General features: G+C 67.5%; 16 protein-coding genes. 11 read left to right on the top strand and 5 right to left on the bottom strand.

Annotated features, from left to right (window positions below; translation table 11 throughout):
• The first annotated feature begins 3 nt into the window (after window positions 1–3).
• Window positions 4–402, top strand: a complete 399-nt coding sequence (locus LIV37_RS50985; RefSeq protein ID WP_020874881.1) for a Zn-ribbon domain-containing OB-fold protein — start codon at window positions 4–6, stop codon at window positions 400–402.
• Window positions 399–1550, top strand: a complete 1152-nt coding sequence (locus tag LIV37_RS50980) for a thiolase family protein (RefSeq protein WP_020874880.1) — start codon at window positions 399–401, stop codon at window positions 1548–1550. The genes LIV37_RS50985 and LIV37_RS50980 overlap by 4 nt, the downstream gene beginning before the upstream one ends.
• Before the next feature lie 42 nt (window positions 1551–1592).
• On the opposite strand, the gene LIV37_RS50975 is transcribed toward LIV37_RS50980, so the two are convergent.
• A complete protein-coding gene (locus LIV37_RS50975; RefSeq protein ID WP_020874879.1) occupies window positions 1593–2345 on the bottom strand; it encodes a GntR family transcriptional regulator in 753 nt (250 codons plus the stop codon).
• A gap of 303 nt (window positions 2346–2648) precedes the next feature.
• Here LIV37_RS50975 and LIV37_RS50970 point away from each other — a divergent pair, with 303 nt between their 5' ends.
• Entirely contained in the window at window positions 2649–4007 is a 1359-nt protein-coding gene (locus LIV37_RS50970; protein ID WP_020874878.1) for an MFS transporter, read from the top strand.
• A 173-nt stretch (window positions 4008–4180) separates the two neighbouring features.
• Here the strand turns inward: LIV37_RS50970 and LIV37_RS50965 are convergent, their stop codons facing one another.
• The 3 genes from LIV37_RS50965 to LIV37_RS50955 all read right to left on the bottom strand — a co-directional run bounded on the left by LIV37_RS50965 (window position 4181) and on the right by LIV37_RS50955 (window position 8523).
• Entirely contained in the window at window positions 4181–5740 is a 1560-nt protein-coding gene (locus LIV37_RS50965; RefSeq protein WP_121826656.1) for an aldehyde dehydrogenase family protein, read from the bottom strand.
• 40 nt (window positions 5741–5780) lie between these two features.
• Window positions 5781–7013 carry an MFS transporter gene (locus LIV37_RS50960; RefSeq protein WP_020874876.1) on the bottom strand — a complete coding sequence of 411 codons (1233 nt, stop codon included), beginning with the start codon at window positions 7011–7013 and terminating at the stop codon, window positions 5781–5783.
• Between the two features lie 115 nt (window positions 7014–7128).
• Window positions 7129–8523, bottom strand: a complete 1395-nt coding sequence (locus LIV37_RS50955) for an amidohydrolase family protein (protein WP_020874875.1) — start codon at window positions 8521–8523, stop codon at window positions 7129–7131.
• Window positions 8524–9214: 691 nt separating this feature from the next.
• On the opposite strand from LIV37_RS50955, the gene LIV37_RS50950 reads away from it, so the two are divergent.
• The 8 genes from LIV37_RS50950 to LIV37_RS50915 all read left to right on the top strand — a co-directional run bounded on the left by LIV37_RS50950 (window position 9215) and on the right by LIV37_RS50915 (window position 22155).
• Window positions 9215–11995 (top strand): AAA family ATPase, encoded by a 2781-nt coding sequence (locus tag LIV37_RS50950; protein ID WP_121826383.1) that lies wholly within the window; start codon window positions 9215–9217, stop codon window positions 11993–11995.
• Window positions 11996–12158: 163 nt separating this feature from the next.
• Window positions 12159–13301: a hypothetical protein gene (locus tag LIV37_RS50945; RefSeq protein WP_020874873.1), complete on the top strand. Its 1143-nt coding sequence runs from the start codon at window positions 12159–12161 to the stop codon at window positions 13299–13301.
• Window positions 13302–13312: 11 nt separating this feature from the next.
• On the top strand, window positions 13313–14518 hold the full coding sequence (locus LIV37_RS50940) for a DegT/DnrJ/EryC1/StrS family aminotransferase (protein ID WP_020874872.1): 1206 nt from the start codon (window positions 13313–13315) through the stop codon (window positions 14516–14518).
• Window positions 14515–15759: a glycosyltransferase family protein gene (locus LIV37_RS50935; protein WP_148717911.1), complete on the top strand. Its 1245-nt coding sequence runs from the start codon at window positions 14515–14517 to the stop codon at window positions 15757–15759. Before LIV37_RS50940 ends, LIV37_RS50935 begins: the two co-directional genes overlap by 4 nt.
• 15 nt (window positions 15760–15774) lie before the next feature.
• Window positions 15775–16713 (top strand): NAD-dependent epimerase/dehydratase family protein, encoded by a 939-nt coding sequence (locus tag LIV37_RS50930; RefSeq protein WP_020874870.1) that lies wholly within the window; start codon window positions 15775–15777, stop codon window positions 16711–16713.
• Between the two features lie 9 nt (window positions 16714–16722).
• Window positions 16723–18633, top strand: coding sequence for a hypothetical protein (locus LIV37_RS50925; protein ID WP_214664176.1), 1911 nt, complete (start codon window positions 16723–16725; stop codon window positions 18631–18633).
• Between the two features lie 10 nt (window positions 18634–18643).
• Window positions 18644–20371, top strand: coding sequence for an ABC transporter transmembrane domain-containing protein (locus LIV37_RS50920; protein ID WP_020874868.1), 1728 nt, complete (start codon window positions 18644–18646; stop codon window positions 20369–20371).
• Between the two features lie 71 nt (window positions 20372–20442).
• Window positions 20443–22155, top strand: coding sequence for an ABC transporter ATP-binding protein (locus LIV37_RS50915; RefSeq protein WP_243146508.1), 1713 nt, complete (start codon window positions 20443–20445; stop codon window positions 22153–22155).
• Between the two features lie 162 nt (window positions 22156–22317).
• Here the strand turns inward: LIV37_RS50915 and LIV37_RS50910 are convergent, their stop codons facing one another.
• Window positions 22318–23406 (bottom strand): HAD-IIIC family phosphatase, encoded by a 1089-nt coding sequence (locus tag LIV37_RS50910; RefSeq protein WP_020874866.1) that lies wholly within the window; start codon window positions 23404–23406, stop codon window positions 22318–22320.
• Window positions 23407–23412: the final 6 nt, after the last annotated feature.

Here is a 23412-nt window from a genome sequence, read left to right as displayed (position 1 = left end):
CCCATGGGACAGTCCGTCCTTTCCTTCCGGCCTGATGTCTTCACGGCCGACCCGCCCACCCTGCTGGCCTCACACTGTCGCGACTGCGGCAACAAGGCGTTCCCACCCCGTGACGTCTGTCCATCGTGCGGCGCCCCCAGCGGAGACCAGGTCCCCCTGTCGCGCCGTGGCGAGATCTACTCCTACGCCGTCGTGCGCCAGGCACCGCCCGGTCTCGCGACCCCCTATGTGCTCGCCTACATCGACCTGCCCGAGGACGAGGTGCGGGTGCTGGCGCGGGTCGAGGGCATCGCACCGGACGTGGTGCGCGTCGGCACCACGGTAGAGCTGGGAACACGCCCCGTGGACAACCCCGATGACACATCGGTGATGTTCGTCTTCCGTGCCGAGGAGGCGTCATGACACTGGACCCCGTCCACGTCGCGGGCGCCGGAATGATCCGGTTCGGCAAGTATCCGCGCGAGGTCACGCTCGAGACCATGGGAGCGAGCGCCGCACGCCAGGCGATGACCGACGCCGGAGTCGGACCCGCCGACATCGAAGCCCTGTACGTGGGTCACGTCTTCGGCGGCCCCGTCGCGGGACAACGCATAGGCGCCCGCATCGGCCTGGCGGGCAAGCCGGTGAGCAACCACGAGAACTACTGCTCCAGCGGTGCCACCGCACTGCGAGAGGCATGGATCGCCGTTGGCGCCGGTCTCTACGATCTCGTGCTCGTTCTCGGCGTGGAGAAGATGACCGACCGCATCAAGGGTGGCGTACAGCCCGACGCGGGAGACCTCGACGCCGCGTCCGGCTTCATCTTCGCCGCCGGGCACGCCCTGAGCGCCCGTCGCTACATAGCCGACTACGGCGCGACCCGCGAACAGATCGCCATGGTCGCGGTGAAGAACCACGCCCATTCGGTCATGAACCCTTATGCCCACTACCAGAAGCCGGTCTCGCTCGCGGACGTATTGACGGCCCGCCCCATCGCGGAGCCGCTCGGGCTTCTCGACTGTTCGCCGATCAGCGACGGCGCTGCCGCGGTAGTGGTCGCCAGCCAGGCGGGGCTGCGACGGCTGGGGGTCGCCTCCGCGCCGAAGGTCGCCGGCTGCGGTTTGGTCAGCGGCACCGTCCAGACCGGACTCGGCGATGTGAACGAGGAGGATGTGTCACGACGGGCGGGTGAAGAGGCGTACCGCGTCTCGGGCATCGGCGCCGACGAGATCGACCTCGTCGAGATGCACGACTGCTTCACCATCGCCGAGATCGTGCGGCTGGAAGGACTCGGCGTGCTGCCCCGCGGAGAGGGAGCACGGCTGACCGAGGCGGGACACACCAGCCTCGGAGGCCGGCTCCCGGTCAACCCCAGCGGGGGTCTCCTCTCCCGGGGCCACCCGGTGGGCGCCACCGGAGTGGCGCAGATCTGTGAGCTGTTCTGGCAGCTGACGGACCGGGCCGGGGGCAGGCAGGTCGAGGGGGCGCGCACGGGGCTCGCCTACTGCAAGGGTGGGTCGGTGAGCGGCACGGACGGAGCCTCGGTCACCACTGTGATCATGACCCGATGACCCGAGGGACCGGTGGGGCCGACCCGGTCGGCCCCACCGGGCTCACTGAGCGCGGCGAAGCTCCATACGGTAGCCGTAGCGGCGCGGGTTGAAATGGGAGGCGGTGAATTCCACGAAGTTGCCCGCCGTGTCGTAGTACAGGCGCTCGATCAGCAAAATGGCGTCGCCGGGCTTGCAGCCGATCAACTCGGCTTCCTCGGCGGGCGCGTTCATCGCTGTGATGTCCTGGCGCGCACCGGCGACCGGTCGCTCCAGGAACGGCTCCGCGGAACCGATGACCGTGCCTTCTCCTTTCGCGGGGATGCCCTCCGCCCGCAGGGTGTCCCCCAGCTCCGGCGCGACGTAGTGGCGGGTGAGCACGAACGGCACCCCCTTGAAGGACCGCCGGACCAGCGCCCGGCTCACCTCGATGTAGGGCAGCTCAAGGCGCTGCGCGATCGACGGATCGACCTGAGTGGCGAACCGCTCGAGCACCTCGGTCTCCGTATCGGGCCAGACGACGATCTCGTCGAGCGAACCGATCGAGCGCAGATAGCGGCCGGACGACTGCCGCCCGCTCACATAGGTCCCGCTGCCCTGCACCCGGTAGATGAGGCCCTCTGTCAGCAGTGTCTGCAGCGCCTGACGGACGGTGTGCCGACTGACGTTGTACCTGGTCCGCAGCACCTCCTCCGTGGGCATCTTGCGCCCCTGGGCGTACACGCCCTCTTCGATGTCCGCGCGCAGCGCGTCGGTGAGCAGGCGGTACGCGGGCGTCTTGCGCCGTGGGGAAGCGGGCTGCTCTTTGTCCGTCACTGGGGTCTCATCCTGTCCGGGGCCCGGCGCTCACACCGGGCCGGCTGCGGCCTACCGCAACCAGAATAGAGCTTGTACGGACCAATTAACAAGCAAATCAAGGTGCCTCACAGGGGAACCATCACCTTTCTGCTTGCAGAACGGTTGACGTGAATCCCACGCCGTCCCTACAGTCCAAAAACGTACGTACAAATTGCAGAGATTCATGGTGCCGGGACGAAGAGCCAGAGCTGTGCACCGTCCCCGTGAAACCACCGGCCCCGTCCGTCCGACTCATCTGCGTCTCGAACAAGGACTTCAACGATGAACTCCCTTCACACCGCCTCGGCGGTCAGCGTCCGCAGGACGTCCGCCCGGAGAATCCTCGCCGCGTCGGCAGCCGGGAACCTGCTCGAGTGGTTCGACTTCGCCATCTACGGCTTCTTCGCGGTCACCATCGGCGAGCTCTACTTCCCGTCGCACTCCCCGACTGGCTCGCTGATGGCCGCCCTCGCGGTGTTCGGCGTCGCCTTCGTCGTGCGGCCCGCGGGCGGCTTCGTCCTCGGCCGGTTCGCCGACCGCGCGGGACGCAAGCCCGCGCTGGCTCTTTCCGTCCTGCTGATGGGCGGGTCCACCACCCTGATCGCCTTCGTCCCCACCTACGGCGTCATCGGGGTCCTGGCGCCCATCGCCATCGTCCTGCTGCGCTGCCTCCAGGGTTTTTCGGCCGGAGGGGAATACGCCAGCGCGGCCACCTACCTGATCGAGTACGCACCACGGGCACGCCGGGGCCTGTGGAGCAGCGTCATCTCGGCGACCGCCGCGCTGGGAGTCCTGCTGGCCGGACTCACCGCGCTGGCCATCAGCGCGTGGCTGCCCGACGACCAGGCGAGCGCCTGGGGCTGGCGCCTCCCGTTCCTGCTCGCGGCCCCGCTGTCGATCTTGGGGCTGTACATGCGACTCAAGCTGGAGGACACTCCGGTCTACCGCGAGCTGGAGCAGAGGCAGCAGGTGGCCAAGGATCCCGTGCGCCGGCTCGGTCGGCATGGCATGGCTCGTATCGCCCTGGTATTCGCCTGCACCGCCATGGCGGGCCTCGGCTTCTACTACCTGGCGGTCTACGTCGTCACCCACCTCACCACCGTGGTCGGCTGGGGCAAGACGGACGCTCTGCTCCTCACGGTCGCCGGACTCGTCCTCTACTCGCTCCTCTGCCCGCTCGCCGGCATGGTCGGCGACCGCATCGGCCGCCGCAGGACGGTGGTCGCCGGTGGCATGGGCCTGGGCGTCATCGCCGTCCCGTGCTTCCTGCTCATCGGAACCGGCGACGTCGGACTCTCCCTCGTGGGCCTGACGCTGTTCGCCGCATTCGAGGCGCTGGTGAACGTCATGCTGGGCGTACTGCTCGTTGAGCTCTTCCCACCCCACACCCGCGTCAGCGGCGGCGCCATCGGCTTCAACCTCGCCCAGGCCGTGATCGGCGGCCCGGGGCCGCTGATCGCGGCAGCATTGGCCACCGGTACCGGCATCGCCTTCGCCCCGGCCTTCTACATCGCGGGCGTCGCGCTGATCGCCTCGGTTACGCTCCTGCGCTACCTGCCCGAAACCCTCGGAGCCGATCTCTCCGAGCGCGGGGAACCCGCCGATGGGCCGACAGCCACGACGCAGGCCGCTGCCGGCTGATCCCGGCGTCCGCTCCCCCTGCGCTCTCCGCGCAGGAGGTAGCTCCTCCGGCGAGCTCTCCGGTGTCTGCGACGCGACCGGCGCGCTCGGGCCTGGGAAATGTGTCGCCCGACCACTCCCCAGGCCCAGCGGGCTGCGCCCCTTGCGCATCCCACCCCGCCCGCTCCTCCTGATCAGCCGAGCGGGATGCTGATCGTCTTGGTCTCCAGATAGCCCTCGAGGCCATCACGGCCGCCTTCCCGGCCCAGCCCCGAGGTCTTGTAGCCGCCGAACGGCGCGGTCGGGGTGGCGACGAAGAGGCTGTTGACGCCGACCGTCCCGGTGCGCAGTCGGCGAGCGACGCGGACCGCCCGGGAGGTGTCGCGGGTGTAGACGCCGGCCGACAGACCGTACTCGGAATCGTTCGCGATGCGGATGGCCTCCTCCTCGGTGTCGAACGGGATGGCCACCAGCACCGGTCCGAACACCTCCTCGTGGGCGATTTCCATGTCGGGGGTGACATCGGTGAACAGGGTCGGCTCGACCCAGTTGCCGCCCCCGGGGACGGTGATCCGGTTCCCGCCCACGACAGGCCGCACCCCCTCGGCAATGGCGCCCTCGATCAGCCGCATGACCCGATCGGACGCGGCCGGGTTCACCAGCGGAGTGGAAGTGACGGCCGGATCGAACGAGTCGCCCAGGTGGACCTCCTTAAGCTGCTCGGCCGCGGCGGCGACGAAGTCGTCGTACACGGACCGATGTACAAGCGCGCGGGTCTGGGTCGAGCACAGCTGTCCGGACAGGCCCATGGAGACCAGGCTCATCGCGTACTGCGCGGTCCGGCCGATGTCTTCGACATCGTCGAACACGATGCTCGGACTCTTGCCGCCCAACTCCAGCTGCACGCGTTTGAGGCCGGGCGCGGCGGTCGTGAGGATCTGCTCGCCGACGGAGCGACGGCCGGTGAAGGCGACCTTGTCGACCAGCGGGTGCGCCACCAGGGCCTGTGAGGTGCTCGCCGTTCCCGGAACCAGGTTGAACACACCCGTCGGCAGATCGAGCCGCTCGATGAGTCGTGCGTAGAGCGCGGCGACGTTGGTGGCGTACTCCGACGGCTTGAAGACTACCGTGCAGCCGGCGGCAAGGGCGGGCGCGACCTTCTGGGCGAACTGCATCACCGGCGCGTTGAACGGGGTGATCGCCGCTACCACGCCCACCGGCTCCTTGATGGTGATCAACTGGTTGTTGATCTCTTCCGTGTAGACGGGCGGGGCGAGACCGTCGAGCTTGTCGATCCAACCGGTGAAGTACTCGAAGACGTCGGCGGCGAAGTGCGCCGAGAACCGGAATCCGCCGCCGACGGTGACCGGAAGGCCGTTGTCGAGCGACTGAAGCTGGGCGAACTCACGCTCGTGGGCGCGGATCAGGTCACCGAGCGGACGCAGTGCCAGCTTGCGTTCGCGGGCAGTCATCCGCGCCCAGGGTCCCTCGTCGAAGGCGCGCCGGGCGGCGCGGACCGCGCGGTCGACTTCGTTGGAGGAGCTGACGCAGACCGTGAAGTCCGGTTCGCCGGTCGCCGGGTGATGGTGCTGCCACCGCTCATCCGTCACGGCGTCGTGCCAGGCCCCATCGATATAGGTGCGGGTGACGCCCGCACCCAGCTCGCGGGCGCGCTCGCTCATCGGTAAGCCACCGGTGGTGACGAGCACGCCGCTGGAAGTGCGGGTTTCGGTGGGCCCTTGGAGGTGTGGCATGTCGCTGTCCTTCATACGGGGGAAGTGGGGGTCGGGGTGGTCATTCGGAGCGTTGGCGGCGCAGGGTCGGCAGGGCCAGGACGATGCCCAGGAGAAGCGCGGCGGCGACGATGCGCAGGATGCCGCCGAACCCCTGGGCGGTGAGGGCGCCGGCCAGCTGCGGGCCCAGGCTGGCGCCGATGAACATGCTGCAGGCATAGAGAGCCACGGCCGCGCCGCACGCGTGCGGGGCGGTGGCGTTGACGGTCTCGACGACTGCGGGTGCCGCCGCCGCGACAGCGGCCACGAACAGCAGCAGCGCCAGGGCCAGCAGCAGCGTGTGGCCACCGAGCAGGGAGCCCGCTGCGACGGTGACGGCGGCCACGGCGATGGCGAGGACTATGCGCAGCGGTGCGGGAAAGCGCTGAAGGACGGAGGCGAGCAGGGGGATGGCGACCATGGCGGGCAACGCGCTGGCCCGCAGGGTCATGATGGCGGCGGAGCGTCCGGCGATACCGGGCGGCCCGGCGATGGCCACCGCCGTGTAGACGGCGATAAAGGCGGCCATCAAGGTCATGGTGGACGCGTACAGGGCGACCAGACGCGGCCGGCGCAGCAGCCGGGGCATCGCGGCGAATGCCTGGAGCAGACCGCCGCTGGTCTGACGGCGCGGTGTGCGGTGCAGGATGCGTCGCACGGGCAGCACGCCCAGGGCGATGAGCCCGGCGCTGAGCAGGAAGACCGCGCGCCAACCCAGCGCGGCCTCGACCGCCTGGGCGCCGATCTGCATGAGCACGGCGGCGGCGAGCATGCCGCTGGTGACGCAGGTGAGAGCGATGCCCCGGCGACGCGGTGCGATGTGGTGGGCGACGTAGGCGAACGCGGCGGGCGTGAACGTCGCTGCCGTCAGTCCCTGCACGACGCGCAGGGCGATGCCCCAGGCGAGGTGGGGGGCGGCGCTGACCGCCGCGGTGGCGATCGTGGCCGCCACCAGTCCGACGCTGATCACTGCGCGTGATCCGTAACGGTCGGCCAGCGGCCCGGCGACCAGGAATCCGGTCGCGTAGGCGAAGCCGAACGCCGTGGCCGTCCAGGTCACCTGCCCCGATGTGGTGGCCCATGAGTCGGCCATCGGGCGGAGCATGGCCAGGACCGTGTACATCTGGCCGACGACCAGGACGCCGAGTGTGGTCAGCAGCGCGATGGTCGCCGCGGCAGGCGCCCAGGCCGGGGGCTCCTCCGGGGCACTGGTCACCGGTATGGACGGCCTGGAAGAGGTGGTGGGGAGGGACACGAGAACTCCAGATGTGGCGTGGCCGGTGGGCGCACAGTGCGTACAGTGAGGTGGCCACGGCGCCGCCGGGCGAGAAATGGTCAGGAGGCCACCGGCGATGGTGGGAGAGTGCCGTTCAGCTGGCGGTAGTGCTCAGCACGTGATCACGTGAGGCGCGCACTTGGTCGCGGAGGGCGGGCAGGTCGACATCGAGGACCCGTCCGTTCCATTTGCGGGGCTCGCCGTTGATGAGGACCACGCTGATGTTACGGGCGTCGGATCCCAGGACGACGGTTCCGATGGGGTCGTTGAGGGGCATGTTGTTCAGGTCCTCGGCCTGGATGACCAGCAGGTCGGCCTTCTTGCCTGGGGCGAGGGAGCCGGTGACACCGGCCAGGCCGTTGGTGCGGGCGCCCTGAAGGGTGGCGAAGTCCAGGACGTCGCGGGTGGTGATGCGGGACGGCTGTCGATCGGTGTCGTAAACCGTGTTGACCGCGCGCATCCGCTGGATGGCGTGCAGCGACCGCATCTGGGTGAACATGTCGCTGGCCAGGGCGACTTCGACATCGATACTCAGACCGGGACGGATGCCGACGGCCAGCGCCTCATCGACCGCCGGGATGGCGGTTTCCAGTCCGATCTGTGCGTCGGAGGTGGGAGCGAGGGCCACGGTGGTACCGGTCTCTCCCATCGCGCTCCATGCCTCGGAGGTCAGGCCGGTCGCGTGGATCAGGGTGACGTCGGGAGCGAGGATGCCGTCCTTGGCCCAGCGCAGCACGGCCTCGGAGGACGACGCACCGAAGACGGCGTCGACGCTCACCCCGATGCCCAACTCCTGGGCGACACGGGCGAGCTGGGGACCGTAAACGAGGGCCGGTCCGGCGATCTCGTCGGTGGCCAAGGTGGCCAGGCGCAGTGTCAGCAGCTGGTCATCGCTGCTGAAGTACCGGTCCTTGAGCCGGTTCAGGTCGCCGGGCCACTGCTGATCCCAGTCGCCGAAGTGCGGGCCCATGGAGGCGTGCACACCACGGATGCCGGTGTCGAGTAGGGCTTGGATCGCGGCGTCGGAGTGCTCGCGGGTACGGGAGTTGTGGGAGAAGTCCAGCATGCACGTGATGCCGCTGTCGATCGCCGTCAGAGCGGCGAGCTTGGTGCCGATGTACATGTCCTCGGGTCGGTAGACCGTGGCGTATCCGGCCAGCGTGGCCATAACATAGCCACCGAGGTCATCGACGTCCGGCATGATCCGTCGGAGTTGCGCCTCCCAGGCGTGCCGGTGGGTGTCGACGAAGCCGGGGGTGAGGATCGCGCCGGTGGCGTCGACCACCACCGCGTCACTCGCGCTCAAGTCGGGCCCGACCGCCACGATCGTGTCGCCCTCCACCAACAGGTCGCCGCGGCCCAGGACGCCGAGGTCCGGGTCCATGGTGACGATGGCCGCGCCGGAGAAGAGGATGCGACGCCGGGGGGCGGCGGACTGGTGGCGGAGCTGATCGAGTACTGCGGCGCTGGTGGTGCCGTTGACGTTCATAAAAGGGACTTTCCTTACTCCGGGACAAGCGGACCGCTCCGGCCCCACTGAGCTCAAGTCTCGACCCGCCTCGTGCGGGCAACCAGGCCGCCGCTTGCCCAGGTGCCCCACACCCAGGACCCGCGACATGGTCCACACAGAGGCCAAGGGGTTGCCGGACGGCTGGACCAGGTGGTGTGTCGGCTCCCTCGGCGGCGGTGGGTTTCCTGCTCCCATGCGACGCTGTCGCCGCACCTGGACGAGCGTCAGCCCCGACTGGCCATACATAGGAGCGGAGGCCCGGTCGCTGGGGCACGGCGCGACCAGGCTCGTTGCCCGTGCGGACGGGGACCGGGAGGTCAACGGCAGCACGCGAGAGGCTGAACGGACTCCAGTGAAGAGTCGCCTTGTGGCTTTCGCATCGGAAATGGTTGCTCGCCGCCGAGGGATTCGCGGCGTGAAGGGCAGCCAGCACACTTGGCCAGGGCCACAAACGCTAGGTGTGCGGCACCCAGGAAGCTCACGCCTGGGGAGACACCGGCCTGGTTGCTCATCGCCACCGGTCGAACACTGGAGACATGACCAGCGACGACACACCCTGGGAGCCACATCCATACGCTGGGGTGTGGGTGATCGCGGACGGATTCACCCGCCAGGATCTCCTTGGCGACGGCCGTCGCCAAGGAGACCAAAACGCCAAGGGGTCCTTAGCATGACCGGGGTCCACCTGCGGGCGACCTCCACAGCCACCCCGAACACATCCTTCGCAGACATAGAACTCATCGGCCGACGACGGGAGGCCCACACACTCCGCAGGCTCCTCGGTGGGATGAGCGACAAACGAGGAGGGGCCCTGATCGTGCGTGGGGAAGTCGGCATCGGCAAGACTGCCCTCCTTCGGTCAGTGCAGCCTCCACCGGGAACTCTTGTTCTCCCCATATCGGGCGTGGAGTTCGAGAAGGAACTGGCCTTCTCCGCTCTCCACCAGCTTTGTTCCCCCATACTGCCCGGCATCAGCCGACTACCCGAACCTCAGCGTCATTCCCTCGAGTCGGCATTCGGCAGAAGAGCGGAGGGGCAGCCGGATCATTTCCTGATAGGGCTCGCTGCCCTCGGTCTGTTGTCGGAAGCAGCCACGGAACGCCCTCTGTTGTGTGTCATCGACGACGCACAGTGGTTGGATCAGGAAACAGCGCACACTCTTGCCTTTGTCGCGCGCAGACTGCGCAACGAGCCAATCGTCGTCGTGTTCGCGTTGCGTGAGCCGAACGACCGCTCCGAGCTCACCGGCCTCCCGGAGCTCCGCCTTGAGGGACTAGCGGAAGAGGATGCGCGAAAGCTCCTTTCCGTACGGTATTCTTCGCCCTTTGACGGCCCGGTTTGCGACTGCGTTATCGCCGAAGCTCAGGGCAATCCCCTTGCATTGAGGGAGCTGTCACGCGCTGCTGATGCCGCAGGTGGATTCACCTCTCCTGGAACAGGGTCACATCGGTCTCACTTGGAAGCCGGCCTTCAGAAGCGACTCGCCGAACTGCCCCAAGACACGCGATTGCTGTTGCTGCTAGCAGCGGCCGACCCCACAGGGGATCCTGTGTTGCTGTGGCGGGCGGCGGGGCACCTCGCAATCACCCCTGCGGCAGGAACACCGGCGATCGACGCTGGGCTGGTCTCCCTCGGCCTGTGGGTGCGGTTCAGCCATCCGCTCGTACGCTCTGCTCTCTGGCGCGATGCCTCACCAGTCGATCGTCGTACGGCACATGGCGCTCTGGCATCTGCTATGGCCGACGGTGGCGCAATGGACCGCTGGGCATGGCACCATGCGCAGGCTCTCACCGGCCCGGACGAGGATGCCGCGCGAGCTCTCGAACACTCCGCCGGGCGGGCGCGGGCACGCGGCGGGATCGCCGCCGCGGCAGCTTTCCTCGAGAAAGCCGTCGAATTGACGACAGAGCCTCGCAGCCGTGTCGAACGAGCGCTCAACGCCGCCGAGGCCAAGCGAGACAGCGGAGCGCTCGACGCGGCGCTCAGCCTCCTCTCAGTTGCCGAGACAGCCCCTCGTGACGATATGGCGCATGCGCGCGCCGGAACACTGCGGGCGCGGATTGCCTTGGACCTGAACCGTGACGCCACCTCGGTTGCCAAGCTCCAGAGGGCGGCAGAACTAATGGCCCCCCTCGACCCAGCGCTGGCCAGGGAGATCTCCCTAGAGACGCTCACGGCAGCAAGGTCTCTGGGCCGATTCGCACATCGGCCACTCCTGAGTGAGGCAGCCCGAGCCGTACGCTCGGCACTCTCTGCTACGCAGCCCGCCCGACCGCTCGACCACCTACTCGACAGTCTGGCCATCCACATCAGCGACGGGTTCGTGGCAGCCGCTCCGCTGCTGCGGCGAGTTCTCGACGTCTACCTGCGGGGCGAGAAGGTAGACAGTCCCTCACCGGACGTGTGGTGCGTGGTGTGCGGCGTTGCCATGGATCTGTGGGATGACGTCGCCTGGCAGGAACTCGCCGACCGGCACATTCATCACGCCCGCGCGGCGGGAGTTGTGACGGCGCTGCCCATCGCATTGAGCTACCGGGCACTCGCACACATCCACGTCGGCGAGTTCTCGGAGGCCGCGGAGGTCATAGAGGAAGCCCATAGAGTCGCCATCGAAGTCGGTACTCCAGGACTGGCATGCATGGATACGACTTTAGCTGCATGGCGTGGCGACCAGGGCAGGACGGCCGAGCTGGCCACCGCTGCCCAACAGGATGCCGTCAGGCGTGGCGAGGGACGAGTCCTCACAGCCCTCGAGTACGCCCGGGCGACCCTCTTCAACGGCCTGGGGCGCTACGACGCGGCCCTGGAGGCATGCCGCCCCGCATACGATCTCGATGAAGCGGGCTTCCACGCTTGGGGCCCCGTCGAGTTCATAGAGGCAGCCGCCCGATCAGGGAATCCGGGGCTCGCCGTCCCCGCACTGGAGAAGCTCGTCCAGCGTACCCAGGCGAGTCCCACTGACTGGGCCTTGGGGATGGAGCTCCGCTCGCGGGCTCTCCTCAGCAGCGGTGACGACGTCGGCGACCTGTACCAAGAGGCAGTCAGACGGCTCGACCTCAGCCGGGCAGCAGTGCACGCTGCCCGTGCTCGGCTCCTCTACGGCGAATGGCTGCGCCGACGGGGGTACCGGCTTGAGGCGCGTACACACCTGAGCGAGGCTCACACAAAGCTTACCTCCATCGGCGCTGATGCCTTCGCCGCACGTGCCGCACGGGAACTGAGGGCGACAGGCGTGCGTCCCGGCTCCCGCCGCGCTGGAGTGGCCACCAGGAAGCTCACAGCACAGGAACTCCGGATAGCACGCTTGGTCGCCTCCGGGGCCACGTCGAAAGAGGTGGGCATGCAGCTGTTTCTCAGCCCGAGGACCATCGACGCTCACCTGCGCAGTATCTTCAGGAAACTGAGCATCTCTTCGCGTCGGCAACTACGGGACATGCCCCTCAGCCCTTGACCGGTTCACCCGATCAGGCTCCCCGCAGGGGCGGTGCGCGCCGTCGTGTCCGTTGGTGTTAGGCAACAATCACCGACGCCACGAAGTACGGACAGAGGCACGCTGGGCACTGACAGCACGGTGGAGAAGAAGGTCTCTGTCAGCGTTGACCGAGGAGAACGCCATGCGGCTCAACAGCTTCGATGAATGGTCCCCCCTCAAAGAGGTGGTCGTGGGTTCCGGGGTGAACTACACCTCCCACGAACGTGAATTGTCATTTGACATGGTCTTCCATGACCATCTCACCGGGCTCGACTGGTACTACCCCCGGCTCGATGCACCGGGCAGCGGTCGCGGCGCGGACGAGCCGGTACGTTCGCCCATCAAGCAGCGGTACGTCGACGAACTCAATGAGGACATCGAGGGCATTGCCGAAACGCTGACGACGCTGTCGGTGACCGTACACCGGCCGCTGGACGTTGACGAAGCCACGACCGAGATCCGCACGCCGGCATGGTCGGCAGCCGTGGTGCCGCCACTGAACGTCCGTGACAACACCCTCATCCTGGGTGACGAGATCATCGAAACACCACCGATGATCCGCTCCCGGTACTTCGAGACGCAGTTCCTCACTCCCATATTCGCCGAGTACTTCCGGCAGGGGGCACGGTGGACGGTGATGCCGCGCCCGCTCATGACCGATGCCTCCTTTGACCCGTCGTACGTCAACCGCGAAGTGCGAGACAACGTCGAGCCCATCACCGACCCGCGGTCCTCCCCCTACGACGTCGGGTACGAGATGATGTTTGACGGTGCACAGTGCCTCAGGTTGGGGCGTGATGTCATCACCAACGTCGCTACGAGGAATCACGAGCTGGCGTGCGACTGGCTGGAGCGCCATCTGGAAGGGCGCTTCCGGATCCATCGAGTCCACCGTCTCACCGACAGTCACATCGACAGCTGGCTCATCGCCCTGCGCCCCGGGCTGCTCCTGATCCGGTCCATGGACGTCGTCGACATGCTTCCGGAAAAGCTCCGGTCCTGGGACATGATCGTACCGCCTGAGCCGAACATGAAGAGCTTCCCGGCGTACGACAACGACGACCTGATCATCACCAGCCCGTTCATCGACCTCAACGTGCTGTCGATCGACCCGGAGACGGTCATGGTGAACGAAGCCGGCCCGGAGCTGATGCGTGTGCTGGAGGGCCACGGATTCACTGTGGTGCCGGTGCGTCACCGCCATCGCCGGCTCTTCGGTGGTGGTTTTCACTGCTTCACCCTGGACACGGTCCGTGAGGGTGGAGCCGAGGACTACCTGAGCTGAGGAGAGGAGGCATGAGCGCCGACAAGCCGGCGATACTGGGTGGCACGCCCATTCTGAACGAGAAGGTTCCTGTGACCAGACCGACCGTGGCCCCCCGCGGCCCGGAGTTCCATCAGGTCATGGACCGCGTACTCAACTCCGGCTTCCTGACGAAGGGAGCCGAGCTGGAAGGCTTCGAGCACGAGATCGCCGCATTCATCGGTGTGGGAAACGCCGTTGCGGTCTCCAGCGGGACCATGGGGCTCACACTGACCCTCCGTTGCCTCGGCCTCCTCGGTCACGCGGTGATGCCCAGCTTCACCTTCATGGCAACCGGGCACGCGGCTCGGTGGAACGGGCTCGAGCCGCGGTTCGCCGACATCGACCCCCACACCTTCGCGATGGCAACGCGAGCCATGGACTCGGTCACCACTCCGGAGACCGCGCTGGTTCTCGCGGTGCACCCGTTCGGCGCGCCGTGCGAGGTGGATGAACTCCAGGCCCTGTGCACCAGCCGTGGAATACCCCTCATCCTCGACGCGGCAGCAGCGCTCGGCGGCTGTTACCCCGATGGCAGCAGGATCGGCACCAAAGGGCTGGCCGAAATCTTCAGCCTCAGCCCGACGAAGCCCCTCACCTGCGGTGAAGGGGGATTCATCGTCACGAACAACGATGACCTGGCCAAGGAACTACGGATAGCCCGCGAGTACGGCAATCCGGGGAACCACAACAGCGTTGTCATCGGGCTCAACGGCCGGATGCCGGAACTGTCCGCGGCCCTGGGCAGGCACAACCTGCCCCTTCTCCCCGAGTGGCTCGCACGGCGCGCGGAAGCAGCGGCCCGATACCAGGAAAATCTCAAAGACACGGCAGGCATGACCTTCCAGCGGATACCGCGCACGGCGAAGAGCACGTACAAGGACTTCTGCGTGATCATCGACCGCGAGCTCTTCGGCCTGAGTCGCGACATGCTCGCCGACGCCCTTCATCAGGAGGGCATCACCACACGGCGCTACTTCGATCCACCCCTGCACCGGCAGACTGCCTACCGGCAGTGGACAGTCGCGCCCGGTGCCCTTCCCCACACCGAGTCGGTGGCAGACGGGATCCTGTCGCTTCCTCTGCTGCCCGACATGGCGGCGAACCTGGTGGATCAGATCTGTTCGGTCATCCTCCGGATCCGGGCGCACAGCGCGGAGATCAGCTGTCGGTCGGCACGTGGTGGTGCCGGCGGATGAAACTCATGGTGATCTTCGTCATCAACGCGCGCTTCCTCGCTAACGCCCGGGACATCCCGTACGGGGCGGCCGGCTATACGAGGACCATGGCGGCAGGGCTGCGGGCCCTTGGGCACGATGTGTGCCTCATCGGGTACCGGCGGGAGCCTGCCCATCCACGAGAGTCAGCGTCCTTGCGCTGGGAGCAGCGCCTGGGATGTCCCTACGCCGAGGTCGCCTTTCACACGGAGACTCCCGCACAGACCATGCGTACCACGTTCGCCGAGGCGGTGACCCGCCTCGGCGAAGGCCGCCGGTCACACACCCCGTTGGCCCTGTACCACCAGTCGTCCTACACACTTCCCTTCACCCCCGACGGGGTGCTCTGCGCGGTCACCCATCACGCGCCGTTCGTCGAGGACGTGGCGCGGAACATCGGAGCCGACCACTGTGTCACCGCGTTCGGGGGCGGTCGAGCCAAAGTGGACGCTCTGCTCGGTTCTCAGGAACGCGGCATGGACTGGCTGCGGGACCGCCCCCACGTTCGGGTCCTGGAGTTTTCGACGCTCCAGATAGACTGCCTGCGCCGACAGGGCATCAGCGCCGACCAATGCTCGGTGCTGCCGCCGCCCCTCTTGTCCCATGCTGCTCCGCCCGATCCGGACGCACCACGCCCGCTCGTGTCCTGGATGGAGAGGGCAACGGGGCGCACCCTCCTCATCAGCACAGCCGCGCGCGCCGATGGGTTCAAGAACCTCGGCGCGGTGATCGATGCCTACCGCGTCATTGAGGGCCGGGGCGATCGAGCAGCCCTCTATCTGGCCTGCGGCAGCAGGCAAGGCGCTCGTCAAGTCGAAGAACTCCGGGAACAGGTACCGCAGCACCTGCGCCGGCATTGCGTCATCGGCCCGCGTCTGCCTCACAGCAGCATGCTGAGCACGTTCCGGAGCCTGGCCGGTCGGGGCATTTTTCTCTTCACGTCCCGGTACGAGACACTCGGCTTCACGCCCTTGGAGGCGATGAACCAGGGCCTGGTGGCGGCTGTTCCCGCGCCTCCTACTTCCATTGGCATGCGCGACTACGTACCGGCGGAGTTCTTGTATTCCCCGCTGGCTGGAGGTGACGGGATTGCCGACGTGGTGCAGTGTCATGTCTCTTCCCGTCAGGCATCCACCATGGCGAGCGAAGCCGTTCGGGAACTCACGGTACGCGCCAGCGTAGCTCATATAGAGGAGTACTTGACACCGATTGAACGGACATGAGGGCGGGATCTTCCCATGAAGATACTTGTGGTCGGCGGAGCCGGATACGTGGGTGGAGCAGTCACCGATATCCTGTCGAGAACTCAGCACGAGGTCCTGGTGTATGACTCCTTAGTGTTCGAGGAGACATATCTTAAAAATACTCCGTTCATCCTGGGGGACATCCGGGACCGTCACCTGCTGCGCGAACACCTCGGGTCGGCGGACGCCGTGATCTGGCTTGCCGCGTTGGTGGGCGACGGCGCCTGCGCCTTGCGCCCCGATACGACAAAGGAAGTCAACGAAGAAAGCGTCAGGTGGCTCGCCGAGACGTTCGACGGCCGGGTAGTCTTCCCCTCGACATGCTCCGTGTACGGGGCGCAGACAGCGCTGTGTGATGAGGATTCGCCCTTGTCTCCGCTGTCCCTCTACGCCCAGTCGAAACTCGCGGCGGAGAACTCACTGCGCAACAACAACGCCATCATCTTCAGACTTGGCACGCTCTTCGGTCTCGGCGACACCTACGCGAGGCTTCGATCGGACCTGGTGGTCAACACGTTGACCATACGCGCGGTGACCGAGCGCAGGCTGCGTGTCTTCGGCGGAAGCCAGTTCCGTCCGCTGCTCCACGTCAAAGACGCCGCCCAGGCGATCGTCAACAGTGTGGACAGCAGCCAGACGGGTATCTTTAATCTGCACAAGGAGAACGCTTCCGTGCATGACATCGCGCGCCAAGTGCAGATGTGCGTCCCTGAGGTTGAGATCGAAACAGAAAATGTGATGTTCCAGGACTCCAGAACCTATCGGGTCAGCAGCGCGAAAGCGCGCAGAAATCTGGGGTTCAATCCCCTCCTGAGTATGTCCGACGGAATCATGGAAGTGAAGCGGCTCATCGCCGGGCGGCGCGTCAAGGACCCGAACAATTGCAGATACCGCAATGAGGAATATCTGCGAGTTGTGCATTCCAACGTCTGAGGAGAGCGGATGACTCCCATCAGGTTGAGTGGTGCGGTCATGGTGCACCCACGTCGAATGGAAGCCGCGCTGGGGCTCGTCCGGTCCGCTCGCCGAGGCTTCCTGGACATCGTGCTCGACCCCGAGCCGGAAGCCCCGGTGTCCTTGCGCACCGCCATGCGGGCCTGGGCCTCGGTACCCCGCTGGGCAACCCACCATCTGGTCCTCGAGGACGACGCCCAGCTGTCGTCGGGCTTTGCGGAACAGGCCGAGCGGGCAGCCACCGCCGCCCCTGACGACGCGATCGCCTTCTACAGCAACTGGAACGCCCGCAACGGCGGTGCCGTACGCCTCGGCGCGCTGGCAGGTGCGAGGTGGGTGACGAGCGCCGCCGAATACACACCGACGGTCGCCTTGATGCTGCCCGCCGACATCGCCGAGGGCTTCGCACCCTACGCCCGGCGGCACGGAGATGAGTGGCCCGACGACGTCGTCATGGCGCGCTACCTCGGCCACGCCGGGGTGCGCACCCTCATTGCCGTTCCCAATCTCGTTCAACACGGCGACCTGCCCAGTCTGTCGGGCAATGACTTCCACGGTCTGCGTCTTGCGGCGTGTCTGGCCCCGGACCCGGGTGATCGGCCCTGGTGCCTCTCCGACCTGGTCGATCCCGCGGTGGTGCCGTACTTCGAGTTCGGAGTCGCGCAATGCCAGATCACTTACCCCGGACAAGGCCGTCGTCTCACCGTGGGCAGCCGTCGCTTCGCGCCCTACCTGGGCATCGATACCGTGAGGTGTTCAACCGAGCTGGTCCAGGCGCTCACATCGGATCCCGGCCTGGCCCATTCGATCAGCAGCGCACTGCCGTCCAGGACCGTCGAGGAGCTGTGGAACGCCGCCTACGTCCTCGGATTCCTCGGGCAGCGCCACGGCGGAGGGGATGATGTCGAGAAGCAGATCGCCACATGGAGAAGCGATCCGCTTGTCGACTCCGCGCTCCACACTCTCGGGCCGGGGGGTCTGTGCACGTCGTTCGCCGGGCAGGACCTCTTTCGGCTCTCCGGGACGCTGGGTGAGCTCACCTGGCGCGGAGTCTGCGCGGGCGCCCGCATGAGAGCCGATACCCAACGGGGACAGCGCACAACCGGTCGGAAGCAGCCGTCCCTCACCGTGTCCATCGCGTCAACGAATCCCAGCCTTGCCCACTGCTTGGTGAACGACCTGACTGACCGCGGCCACCAGGCACGTGGTGTCTTCCTGGAGGACGAGGAAGTCGGCGGGACCATCAGTTCGTTGGGTGGCACAGACGTCCTCGTCTACGCCCTCTGTTCCGCGGACGCGTCCGATCCGCCCTTGTCCCGCGCACAGCGGTGCGAAGAAGTGCTCAGCCACGCTCGTTCCGCCAGCATCGGTCACGTCGTGCTGATGGACCTCTCGGAAGGGAACGCCGACTGGCCAACCAGCGGAGAACCGGTCCCCGATTCCCCCGCCGTCACTTGGCTGCGTCTGGGCACCCCCTACGGTCCGGAGCTCACCGGCCCCTCACCCATCAACTCCCTCGTTCACCGGGCCCTTCGACGTCAGACCCTGGTCCTCGGATCCGAGGCGCGGTTCCATTTGGTGCACGTATGGGACATCGCCGAACTGCTCGACCAGCTCCTCCGGTCCGGGTCGCCGACCTCTGCCCGTTGCGATCTCAGGCACAGCCGGCCGGTCGGCCTCCGGGATCTGGCCTCCGTCATCGGAGAGGTCGTACATCCGGTGGACACCGTCTTCACCTGTGAGGCACCGGGCGACCACCCCACCGATCCCGACGCCGAGGCATCCGACGCGACCGGGCCACCACAGCATGGTCTCGCCTGGGCACCGGCGCTGGATCTGCCCGAAGGGATCCGCACGGTGGCTCAGTGGCTCGCCTACGAGGCAGAGGACCGACAGTGATGATGACGTCATGAGACCGGCTCGAGGACCGATCGGCGTTTCGGCTGCCCTTGGCCGTCTTCCGGACCGTCCGACGCCGACACGCCTGCTGCTCGCACTCGCACGCCTCGACGGTCGCGCGGTCCTGCTGGGCACGCTGACCGCCGTCCTGGCCCTGTCCGCGCAAGCCCTTCTGCCCTTGACCATCGGATGGACCCTGGACAGCGTCCTGGCCAGGGACACGGTCGCCCTCCACCTGCATGTCAGCATGGTTCTCGGCTGCGGTCTCGTACAAGCGGTCGCAAACGTGCTGAGCGATCGCTGCGCGGTCGCCGCCTCGCTCGCGGCGGTGTACGGGACCATCGGTCTCCTGAACCGCCAGACGTGCCGACTCGGTCGCCAGTTGGCCCATCGGACCTCCATCAGTGGAGTGGTCAACCTGGCGGTGGGCGACGTTCCCCACCTCGGGGCAGCCATGTCGGTCATCGGCCGCGGTACGGCAGGTGTCGTGGCCTCCGCGACAGCCGCGGCGGTCCTGTGGTCCCTCTCCTCCTCCATCGGGTTCGTCGTCCTGATCGGGACCGCCACGGCCGCCTCCCTCCTCGTCACCCTGATCCGCCCCCTGCACCGCAGGCAGCAAAGCCTCCGCGCGTACCAGGGCGAACTCACCGCACACGCCGTCGACACGCTGGCGGGTCTGCGCATTCTGCGAGGCATCGGGGGTGAGGAGGGCTTCGCCCGGCGATACCGCGCCTCCTCCCAGCGCGTACGGCGTGCCGGCGTCCACGTCAGCCGTGTGGAGGCGTGGTTCGCGGCCTTCGAGGTGCTGCTTCCCGGCCTGCTGCTGGTGGGAGCAGGATGGCTGGGAGCCCACCAGGTCGCCACCGGGTGGATGAGCGTCGGCGATCTCGTCGCCGCGTTCGGCTACATAGCGTTCCTGGCCATCCCCCTGCGCGCGGTAGTCGATGCCGTGGACAAGGTGACCAAGGGGCATGTGGCGGCCCGCCGCCTGGGCGCGTTCCTGTCGCTGAACACGGCCACCCGGCCAGGGCTGCCGTTGCCCGGAGCTTCGGGGCGCGGCGAAGTCCTGGAGGAACCGGCCAGCGGGCTGTGCATCAGGCCGGGGCGGTGGACCGCGGTGGTGTGTGCCGATGCCGGGGACGCCACCACCCTCGCCGAACAGCTGGGCGGCTTCGTCCTCTCCGAAGTGCGCTACGGCGGTGTGCCCCTTCGGGAGTCGCCGCCACGGGAGATACGTCACCTGATCCTGGTCGTTGACGACGACTCGTACTTGTTCGCGGGGCCGCTCCGGAGAGAACTCGATCCGGCGGACCGTGCCGAGCACGATGAGCGACTTCTGCTCGACGCCATCGCGACAGCCGACGCCCGTGACATCGTGGCCGGGCTCCCGCGGGGACTGGACACCGAGATCGTCACCCCCGCCTACGAGTTCTCCGGCGGACAACTGCAGCGCCTGAGGCTGGCTCGGGCGCTGATGGCCGATCCCGCCGTACTGGTTCTGAGGGAGCCGACCAGCGCGGTCGACGCGCACACCGAGGCCCGGATCGCCGATCGGCTCAGGACCTCCCGTCCCCAGCGGTCGACCGTGGTGTTCTGCACGAGTCCGCTGATGCTGGACCGAGCCGATCACGTCGCCTTCGTGGTCGACGGACACGTCGTGGCCGAGGGAACCCACGATCAACTGCTGACTGACCGGCGTTATCGGCACCTCGTGGCGCGGGGTGGGGGCAGTCCGTGAACCTCCTGCCCGTCGCCTCCACCTCGGACGTGCGGAAGCGTGTCCGGCACATGGCACGGAAGCACGCACGGATGCTGACCGTCGCGCTCACTCTGCACACCGCGGCGATCGCATCCGGCCTCGTCGTCCCCCGTCTGCTGGGTCGCCTGGTGGCAGGGCTTGAGCAGGGGAACGGTCGGCAGCCGAACGTGCTGCTGCTGATCCCGGTCTTCATCGTTGTGCAGGCCCTGTTGACCGGCCTGGCGATGGCCGTGTCGGCACGACTGGGTGAGCGCGTGCTCGCCGAGCTACGAGAGGACTTCCTCGCCGCGGCTCTCAGGCTGCCCCTGACCACCGTCGAACAGGCTGACCGCGGCGACCTGATCACCCGGAGCACCCGGGACGTCGACACGCTGACGCAGGCCGTGCGGCAAGCCGGCCCCGATGTCCTCAGCGCCGGAACCGCGCTTTTGATCACGCTGTGCGCGGTGCTCCTCCTGGAGCCCCTCCTGATCCTTCCCTACCTGGTCCTGCTCCCCGTCCTCAAGGTGATGACGCGGTGGTACCTCAGGCGGGCACGGGGAGCGTACCTGCATGCCAACGCGGCGTATGCGCGCCTCACCTCTTGCGTCAGCGCCACCGCGGAGGGCGCGGCCACGGTCGAGGCCCTCCGGATCGACGACCGCCGAACGGCGATCCTCGAGGACAGCACGGAGGTGTCCTTCCGGGCCGAGCACGACACGCTACGGCTACGCAACCTGTTCTTCCCGGTTTCCGACTCCGGGTATCTTCTCCCCCTTGTCCTGACGATCATCATCGGTGGCTTGAGTTACGTGCACGGGCTGATGACGCTGTCGACCGTCACCGCCGCGACGCTGTACGCCGCGCAACTCCAGACCCCGGTGAGCCGCTTGCTGTACTGGCTCGACGAACTGCAGGTGGGCGGCGCGTCACTGGCCCGCCTGGCAGGCGTCATCCAAGCCGGTGGACGGCGACGTCCCACCGCCACCGTGCCCGATCGCGATCGGCCGAAGAGCGGTGACATGTGCGTCCGTGGTGTGTCGTTCTCCTATCGCCCCGGCCATGCTGTGCTGCGCGATGTCGACCTGGACATCAGGGAGAAGGAGCGGCTGGTCATCGTCGGTCCCTCCGGCGCTGGAAAGTCAACACTGGGTCGACTGCTCGCCGGCGTCGCCGATCCGAACCTCGGCTCGGTGACCGTCGGCGGGGTGCCCCTGCCCTCCCTCTCACCCCGCGAGCTGCGGAGACAGGTCGTCCTGGTCACCCAGGAACACCACGTCTTCCACCGCACGGTCCGGGACAACCTCACGCTGGCCAAGCCCGAGGCCGACGACGTCGACCTGTGGGGCGCCTTGAAGAGCGCCGGAGCCTCGGAGTGGGTAGCGGAGCTCGGCATCGACACCCCCCTGGCCGACGCCAGTTCCGTCTCCGCCAGCAGAGCTCAGCAGCTCGCGATCGCAAGGATGCTGCTGGCCGATCCGCGCATCGTCATCCTGGATGAGGCCACGTCGCTCCTGGATGCGACCGCGCAGCAGGAGGTGGAGGGGGTGCTGGCCGCCGCCCTGCGCGGGCGGACCGTGATCGCGATCGCCCACCGATTGCAGACCGCTCACACCGCTGACCGGATCGCGGTCCTGGAGAAGGGGCGCATCAGCGAACTGGGCACTCATGGTGAGCTCTTGGCCCGCAACGGTGGGTATGCCTCACTGTGGCGTACCTGGCACGGTTGCTCGCCACCGTGCGACGTCCCACGCCGCGGAAACCTGGCAGGTCCCCAGCCGTAGGATCCGAGCTGCTCCTGGCCGGGGCGCGGTGGCGCCGAGCCCAGTGGACACGCCGGTGGGATCGGACCGGCCCACAAACTGTGTGGGAGGCCCACACGACCTCGCCCCGGCGCTTCGGTGACGGGGAGCCCCTTATACGTCCGCGAGCTGGAGGGGATAGTGTCAGGCCGTCGCCGCCGCCTCGATGTCCTCGGCGATCACCGTCACCGTGGACGACGCAGGCTGCCGGGCCGGCTTCAGATGGAGGCGTTCGGTGCCCTCGATCTCCGGGGCGTGGGTGATGGTGGACCGGCAGGCGCAGTCCTGCTCGGAGAAGCCGGCGAATCGGTAAGCGATCTCCATCATCCGATTGCGGTCGGTGCGGCGGAAGTCGGCCACCACGTGCACGCCGCCACGAGCCGCCTGGTCGCACAGCCAGTTCAGGATGGTGGCGCCGGCGCCCCAGCTGACCACTCGGCAGGATGTCGCCAGCAACTTCAGGTGCCAGACCTCGGCCAGCTTCTCCAGCAACACGATGCCGACCGCGCCGTGCGTGCCGAACCGGTCGGACATGGTGATCACCAGCACCTCGTGGGCCGGGTCGGCGAGCAGACCGCGTAGCGCGGCGTCCGAGTAGTGCACACCGGTGGCGTTCATCTGGCTGGTGCGCAGGGTCAGTTCCTCGACCCGGGTCAGCTCCTCCTCACCGGCCTTGCCGATGGTCATGACGAGTTGCAGGGAGCGCAGGAAGTCCTCGTCCGGCCCGGCGTACTCGGTGCGCGCCGCATCCCGCTCGAAGCCGGCACGGTACATCTCCCGGCGACGGCGGGAATCCACGGTGGAGGCGGGCGGGGAGAACTCCGGCAGGTCGGGAAGGGCCGGCGCCTGCCCGGCATCGTAGGTCCGCACTTCGGGGAGGTGGTAGGTGACCTCGGCCCGCTCGGCGGGCTGGTCGTCGATGAAGGCGATGGTGGGGTGCGCGAAGTTGAGCCGTTCGGCGATCTCCCGGACGGAGTCGGACTTCGGCCCCCAGCCGATCCTGGGCAGCAGGAAGTACTCGGCCACTCCCAGCGCCTCCAGCTTGGCCCAGGCGTGGTCGTGGTCGTTCTTGCTGGCGATGGACTGGAGGACGCCCCTGCGGTCCAGTTCCTCGATGACCTCGCGCAGTCCGTCGAAGAGCCTGACCTCTCCGTCCTCCAGGAGCGTCCCCTTCCACAGCGTGTTGTCGAGGTCCCACACCACGCACTTGACGATGGTGACCTGCCCGTCCACCGGGTT

Origin of the sequence: Streptomyces rapamycinicus NRRL 5491 (assembly GCF_024298965.1) — a bacterium.
Taxonomy (GTDB): domain Bacteria; phylum Actinomycetota; class Actinomycetes; order Streptomycetales; family Streptomycetaceae; genus Streptomyces; species Streptomyces rapamycinicus.
This window is presented reverse-complemented; position numbering and strand designations above follow the sequence as displayed.

What these genes read in the sequence shown, in the direction of transcription:
- LIV37_RS50980 (WP_020874880.1), top strand. Translation starts at nt 399, where the DNA reads ATGACACTGGACCCCGTCCACGTCGCGGGCGCCGGAATGATCCGGTTC.
- LIV37_RS50945 (WP_020874873.1), top strand. Translation starts at nt 12,159, where the DNA reads ATGCGGCTCAACAGCTTCGATGAATGGTCCCCCCTCAAAGAGGTGGTC.
- LIV37_RS50950 (WP_121826383.1), top strand. Translation starts at nt 9,215, where the DNA reads ATGACCGGGGTCCACCTGCGGGCGACCTCCACAGCCACCCCGAACACA.
- LIV37_RS50940 (WP_020874872.1), top strand. Translation starts at nt 13,313, where the DNA reads ATGAGCGCCGACAAGCCGGCGATACTGGGTGGCACGCCCATTCTGAAC.
- LIV37_RS50925 (WP_214664176.1), top strand. Translation starts at nt 16,723, where the DNA reads ATGACTCCCATCAGGTTGAGTGGTGCGGTCATGGTGCACCCACGTCGA.
- LIV37_RS50965 (WP_121826656.1), bottom strand. Translation starts at nt 5,740, where the DNA reads ATGCCACACCTCCAAGGGCCCACCGAAACCCGCACTTCCAGCGGCGTG.
- LIV37_RS50915 (WP_243146508.1), top strand. Translation starts at nt 20,443, where the DNA reads ATGCTGACCGTCGCGCTCACTCTGCACACCGCGGCGATCGCATCCGGC.
- LIV37_RS50955 (WP_020874875.1), bottom strand. Translation starts at nt 8,523, where the DNA reads ATGAACGTCAACGGCACCACCAGCGCCGCAGTACTCGATCAGCTCCGC.
- LIV37_RS50920 (WP_020874868.1), top strand. Translation starts at nt 18,644, where the DNA reads ATGAGACCGGCTCGAGGACCGATCGGCGTTTCGGCTGCCCTTGGCCGT.
- LIV37_RS50930 (WP_020874870.1), top strand. Translation starts at nt 15,775, where the DNA reads ATGAAGATACTTGTGGTCGGCGGAGCCGGATACGTGGGTGGAGCAGTC.
- LIV37_RS50985 (WP_020874881.1), top strand. Translation starts at nt 4, where the DNA reads ATGGGACAGTCCGTCCTTTCCTTCCGGCCTGATGTCTTCACGGCCGAC.
- LIV37_RS50970 (WP_020874878.1), top strand. Translation starts at nt 2,649, where the DNA reads ATGAACTCCCTTCACACCGCCTCGGCGGTCAGCGTCCGCAGGACGTCC.
- LIV37_RS50935 (WP_148717911.1), top strand. Translation starts at nt 14,515, where the DNA reads ATGAAACTCATGGTGATCTTCGTCATCAACGCGCGCTTCCTCGCTAAC.